The 327-nt window shown below is 78.0% G+C and carries 1 pseudogene; it reads right to left on the bottom strand.

What is annotated here, in order from left to right:
• Positions 1-327: pseudogene (locus NQ204_RS19550) on the bottom strand (flagellar biosynthesis protein FlhF); the annotation flags it as partial.

The raw sequence follows: 327 nt of genomic DNA on the forward strand, positions 1-327 counted from the left end.
GCCTCGAGCGGGAGGGCGGCGGCGGCCGGGGCCGGCAGCGGCGGCGGCAGGGCGGCGGCCTCTTCTTCCAGCGGCGGGTCGATCAGGAATCGGGCGCGGTTGATCGGCGCGGCGGCGACCACGGCGGCGCTGGCCGGCGGTGCCACGATGGCGTCGGCGTACGGGGCGAAGATCTCTTCCGGCAGTGCCGATTCGTTGACGCTGGCGCGGGCCAGGGTGGCGGCGAAGCCGGTACTGCCGCGGGTCGGCACGATCTCGTCGGCGCTGTCCAGTGTGCGGCCGGTGGCGCCGACGGCGGCGCGGGCGAGGGCGGCGACGGCCGAGGTG

The sequence above is a fragment of the Stenotrophomonas testudinis genome (assembly GCF_024499815.1).
In the GTDB taxonomy this organism is placed as follows: Bacteria; Pseudomonadota; Gammaproteobacteria; order Xanthomonadales; family Xanthomonadaceae; genus Stenotrophomonas.